Source organism: Nonomuraea sp. MG754425 (genome assembly GCF_021699195.1).
Lineage (GTDB): Bacteria > Actinomycetota > Actinomycetes > Streptosporangiales > Streptosporangiaceae > Nonomuraea.
In genome coordinates, this window is the sequence record NZ_SSXE01000348.1 from 1 (window position 1) to 4,740 (window position 4,740).

At 73.6% G+C, this 4,740-nt stretch carries 2 protein-coding genes and 1 pseudogene; all 3 read left to right on the top strand.

The genetic code is table 11. The annotated features are described in order from the left end of the window. Positions 1 to 722: pseudogene (locus FAF44_RS52080) on the top strand (hypothetical protein); the annotation flags it as partial. Between the two features lie 316 nt (positions 723 to 1,038). Beyond that, positions 1,039 to 1,299: a WhiB family transcriptional regulator gene (locus FAF44_RS52085; RefSeq protein WP_020546325.1), complete on the top strand. Its 261-nt coding sequence runs from the start codon at positions 1,039 to 1,041 to the stop codon at positions 1,297 to 1,299. 115 nt (positions 1,300 to 1,414) lie between these two features. Further along, a complete protein-coding gene (locus tag FAF44_RS52090) occupies positions 1,415 to 4,600 on the top strand; it encodes a glycosyltransferase family 2 protein (RefSeq protein WP_237110929.1) in 3,186 nt (1,061 codons plus the stop codon). Positions 4,601 to 4,740 lie beyond the last annotated feature (140 nt).

Here is a 4,740-nt window from a genome sequence, read left to right on the forward strand (position 1 = left end):
CCCCGAACCCGTACGCGCCCGCCGCGAACGACCCCTACGCCCCGCCCGCGGAGCCGCCGGTCAACCCGTACGCGCCGGCCGCCGACCAGGCGTACCCGCAGGGGGACACGACCCCGAACGTGCCGTACCCGCCGGCCGAGCAGCCCCAGCAGCCCCAGCAGTTCGGCGAGCAGCAGGGGTACTTCGGGCAGAGCGCCTTCGACCAGCAGCAGGCCGGTCAGCAGCAGGGCGGCCAGCAGCCCGGTCAGCAGGGCGGCCAGCCGTTCACGGGCTACTCGGGTCACGAGTACTCCACCCCGCCCGCCTACCAGGAGCCCGCCTACCAGGAGCCGGACCCGCCCGTGGACCCGCGCTCCCAGCAGCTCATGGACGCCTACCAGCAGGCGGACACCTACCAGTCGAACGTGGGCGCCGAGTACGGCGGCCAGCCCCAGCAGGGCAGGCAGTACGACGACCCGTTCGGCCACCCCCAGCAGCAGCAGCCCGCGCAGCCGTCGCACGGCGGCGGGTACGAGCCGCAGCAGGGCCAGTACCAGCCCACCCACCAGGCCCCGCACCACCAGCAGCAGCAGAGCTGGCCGGAGCCGCAGGCTGCGGGCGGCGAGTCCACGATGCGGATCGACCCCGCGGCCTACGCGGCCGGCTTCGGCGACCAGCGCCGTCCCGGGGACGACCCGATCGACCCGACCGCCATATACACCCCCAACGAGCCCCGCAGGTAACGAACCGGCAATGAACAGCTAGAGAGAAGGTGGGCCACGGGCGGGGGTCTTTCCCGCCCTGGTACGGTTCGGACCGCTGACAGGTTGAACACCCAGGTCGAAGCGCTGCTCGCGCGGTGCCGGCCCGGTGCGAACAACACATGCCAAGCACACCGGGGCGAGATCTGGTCTTTCCCCGGATACCTGCATGCCGCTTGACGTCACGTACGGCACGCGCGTGTAATTACAACCATGTTGTTACGCCTTCCTGTGGGTGGGTAATAAGGAAGGCGTCCATGGGGGGCTCCATTGCGGGCGGGCGGCAGGGAGGTGTGCAGTGACCGATCCGGTCATCGCACAGGATCAGCTTGACGCTGAAGAACTCGGCTGGCAGGAGCGTGCGTTGTGCGCGCAGACTGATCCGGAGGCGTTCTTCCCGGAGAAGGGCGGCTCTACCCGAGAGGCCAAGAAGGTCTGCCGATCGTGCGAAGTCCGTGCCGAGTGCTTGGAATACGCACTTGAGCACGATGAGCGGTTCGGCATCTGGGGTGGGCTGTCCGAGCGGGAGCGCAGACGGATCAAGCGCCAGGCGGTGTAGTGATAAAGGGGGGAAGGGGTCACGCGGAGAGCCGTGTGACCCTTTTCGCATCTCCTGAATGGCTTGCACCTGTATCGTGGGCCCGCCTGATCGTCCCCTCTGGAGTCGCCCACCCATGTCACGTCCCTTCGTCACCGCGATCGTCGTCGCCCATGACGGCGCGCGCTGGCTCGGGGAGACGCTGCGCGCGCTGATCAACCAGAGCCGCAGGCCCGACCGCGTGGCCGGCGTCGACAACGGCAGCAGGGACGGCTCGGCCGACCTGCTCGGCCAGACGCTCGGCCCCGGCAACCTGATCTCCCTGCCCCGTTCCACCGGCTTCGGCGAGTCGGTCGCCAAGGTGCTCGACCGGCTCCCGCCCGCCGCGCCCGACGAGTGGATCTGGCTGCTGCACGACGACTGCGCCCCCGACCGGCGCGCGCTGGAGATGTTGCTCGCGGCGGCCGAGCAGGACCCCAAGGCCGCCGTGCTCGGCCCCAAGCTGTGCGACTGGCTCGACCGCAGGCGGCTGCTGGAGATCGGCGTCACCGTCGGCCGTACCGGACGCAGGGACACCGGGCTGGAGGCGCGCGAGTTCGACCAGGGGCAGCACGACGGGACGCGGGACGTCCTGTCGGTGTCCACGGCCGGGATGCTGATCCGGCGGGAGGTGTGGGAGCAGGTCGGCGGGCTCGACCCGTTCCTGCCGCTGTTCCGGGACGACCTCGACCTGTGCTGGCGGGTGCGCAACGCCGGGCACAAGGTGCTGAACGTCACCTCGGCCGTGGCCTGGCACGCCGAGGCGGCGGCCCGCAGGCGGCGGCCCGTCGCGGTAAGCGGCGACCACCCGCGCCGGCTCGACCGACGTAACGCGATCTTCGTGGTGTTGGCGAACATGCCGTTCATGGCGATGGTGTGGGCGCTGCTGCGGAACCTGCTCGGCTCGTTCTTCCGCACGTTGCTGTTCATCGTCAGCAAGCAGCCCGCGAACGCGCTGGACGAGGTCGTGGCCATGGGGTCGGTCCTGGGGCACCCGTTCCGGCTGCTGCGGGCGCGGCGGGCCCGCAGCCATGGCCGCAAAAGGGGATTTATCCGCATAAAACGGTTTATGACTCCTCGGGGGGCGGCCTACCGGCGTGTCACCGACATGCTCCAGAGCTTCCTCGCCGGTCAGGCCCCCGTCGACTCCGCCGGCCAGCACCACCAGGTCGCCCCCCGCGCAGAGGGCGAGGACGCCGCACCGCCGTCCGACACCGGGGCGTTCCAGCGCTTCATCGGCCGGCCCGGCGTCATCCTCATGTTCGCGCTCACCATCGTCTCGCTGGTGGCCGAACGGTCCCTGCTCGGCGGCGAACGGCTCGGCGGTGGCGCACTCGTGCCCGTGACCGGCGGCGCGTCCGACCTGTGGGAGTTCTACCTCGCCGGCTACCACGACGTCGGGCTCGGCTCGACCGACCCCGCGCCGCCGTACGTGGCCGTGCTCGCCGCGCTCTCCACGCTCGCTCTGGGCAAGCCGTGGGTGGCGGTGTCCGTGCTGCTGCTCGGATCGGTGCCGCTGGCCGGGGCCACCGCGTACCTGGCCACGCGGCACCTCATCCCCTCCGTCCCGGCTCGGGCCTGGGCGGCCGGGACGTACGCGCTGCTGCCCGTCGCCACCGGGGCCGTCGCGGGCGGGCGGCTGGGGACGGCGGTCGTCTTCGTGCTGCTGCCCGTCTACGCCTGGCTGCTCGGGATCATCCTGCTGGCCGAGGACCGGCGGCGGGCCCGGCGGGCGGCGTGGGCGCTGGGGTTGTGGCTGGCCGTGGGGGTGGCGTTCGTGCCGCTTGTGTATCCGCTGTTCGGGGTGCTGGGGCTGGTGGGGGCGGTCGCGTTCGGCGGCGGCCTGCTCCGCGCCCGCGTCCCGGCCACCGGCCCCGGGACCGGGACGCCCGAGGTCGCGGGGGCGCCGGCCGGTGCCGGAACCGCGAGCATGTTCGACGCCGGGACGCCGGCCGGGGGCGGTACTGGGAGCAGCTTCGCGGCCGCCGGCGGTTCGGCTTTCGGCGTGGCCGCCACCGCACGCGTCAGCACCGGACCAGGCGCTGGACCAGGCGCTGGACCAGGCGGCCCGGGTGCCGGGGTCGCCGCCGAGGGTGGCGGCCGTCGCGGGAGGGCCGCCGGACGGCGCGGCAGGGGCCGCGCGGGCACGACCGGAGGCGCGGACGCCGGGGCCAAGGACGTGCAGGCCCGCCCGCGCGAGGTCAAGGACGCGGGCCGTCCGGGGAAGCGTGAGGTCCTGGTGTCCATGGTGATCGTGCTGGCCGTCCCGCCGGTGCTGCTGCTGCCCTGGATCGCCGGCCTGGTGACGGACCCGGGCAGGCTCCTCCTGGAGACCGGCCTGCACGACCCGGCGCTGGTGCACCCGTCCCTCGCCCCCGAGTCCCTGTTCGCACTCAACCCGGGAGGGCCGGGACTGCCGCCCGTCTGGGTGACGGCGGGCCTGGTGACGGCGGCGCTGGCCGCGCTGCTCATGCGCCGCCAGCGCGTGATCGTCGCCGCCGGCTGGGCGGTGGCGCTGTACGGAGTGCTGGCGGGCATCCTGATCAGCCGCGTCACGATCGAGGGGGCGCCGGCCTGGCCGGGCGTGCCGCTGGCGTTCGCCGGGGCGGGGCTCGTGGTGCTCGTGGGCCTGACCGCCCACCGGCTCACCGAACTGCGGGCCGGCGGCGGGCTGCGGCGGCTGGGGGCGACGGCGCTGGTGGCCGTGGCGTTCAGCACGCCGCTGCTGGCGGCCGGCTACTGGATGGCGGGAGGGGTGCGCGGGCCGCTCGTCGGCGACGCCAGGGACGTGATGCCCGCGCTCGCCGCCGCCCGTACGACACAGGGGGAACGGACACTGGTGATCAAGGGATCCGGGTTCACGGTGCTGCACGGGCGCACCCCGCTGATCGGCGAGGCGGAGCTGCCCGTCGCGTCCGAGGCCCGCTCCCGGGTCGGCGCGGCGGTGCAGGGCCTGGTCGGCGGCCGTGGCGGGGACGCGGCCACGCTGGCCGCGCAGGGCATCGCGATGGTGGCCGTGGCGCCGCCGATCACGTCCGAGCTGGCCAGGACCCTCGACTCCCAGCCGTCCCTGGAACGCATGAGCCTGTCGGAGACGGGCGGCGGCCTGTGGCGGCTGGCGGAGCCGGTCACCAGGGTGCCCGTCCAGCCGGCGAGCGTCCTGTACACGGCGTGGTTGTGGGCGCAGGGCGCGCTGGTCCTGCTGGTGGCGCTGCTGGCCTCGCCGGGCCGCCGCCGGCCGGAGCCCGTGGAGACGCTCGCCGTCGCGCCGGCGGGTGCGTGATGCGGGCCGAGCGCACGGCGGCGACCAGGGCGGACGGGCCGCGATGAGAGCGTTCGTGGAACACAGGTACGGCCTGCTGGCCCTGGTCCTGGTCACCCTCGCCACCCTGTACGGCGTCGCGTACGTCACCAGGCCCGCCC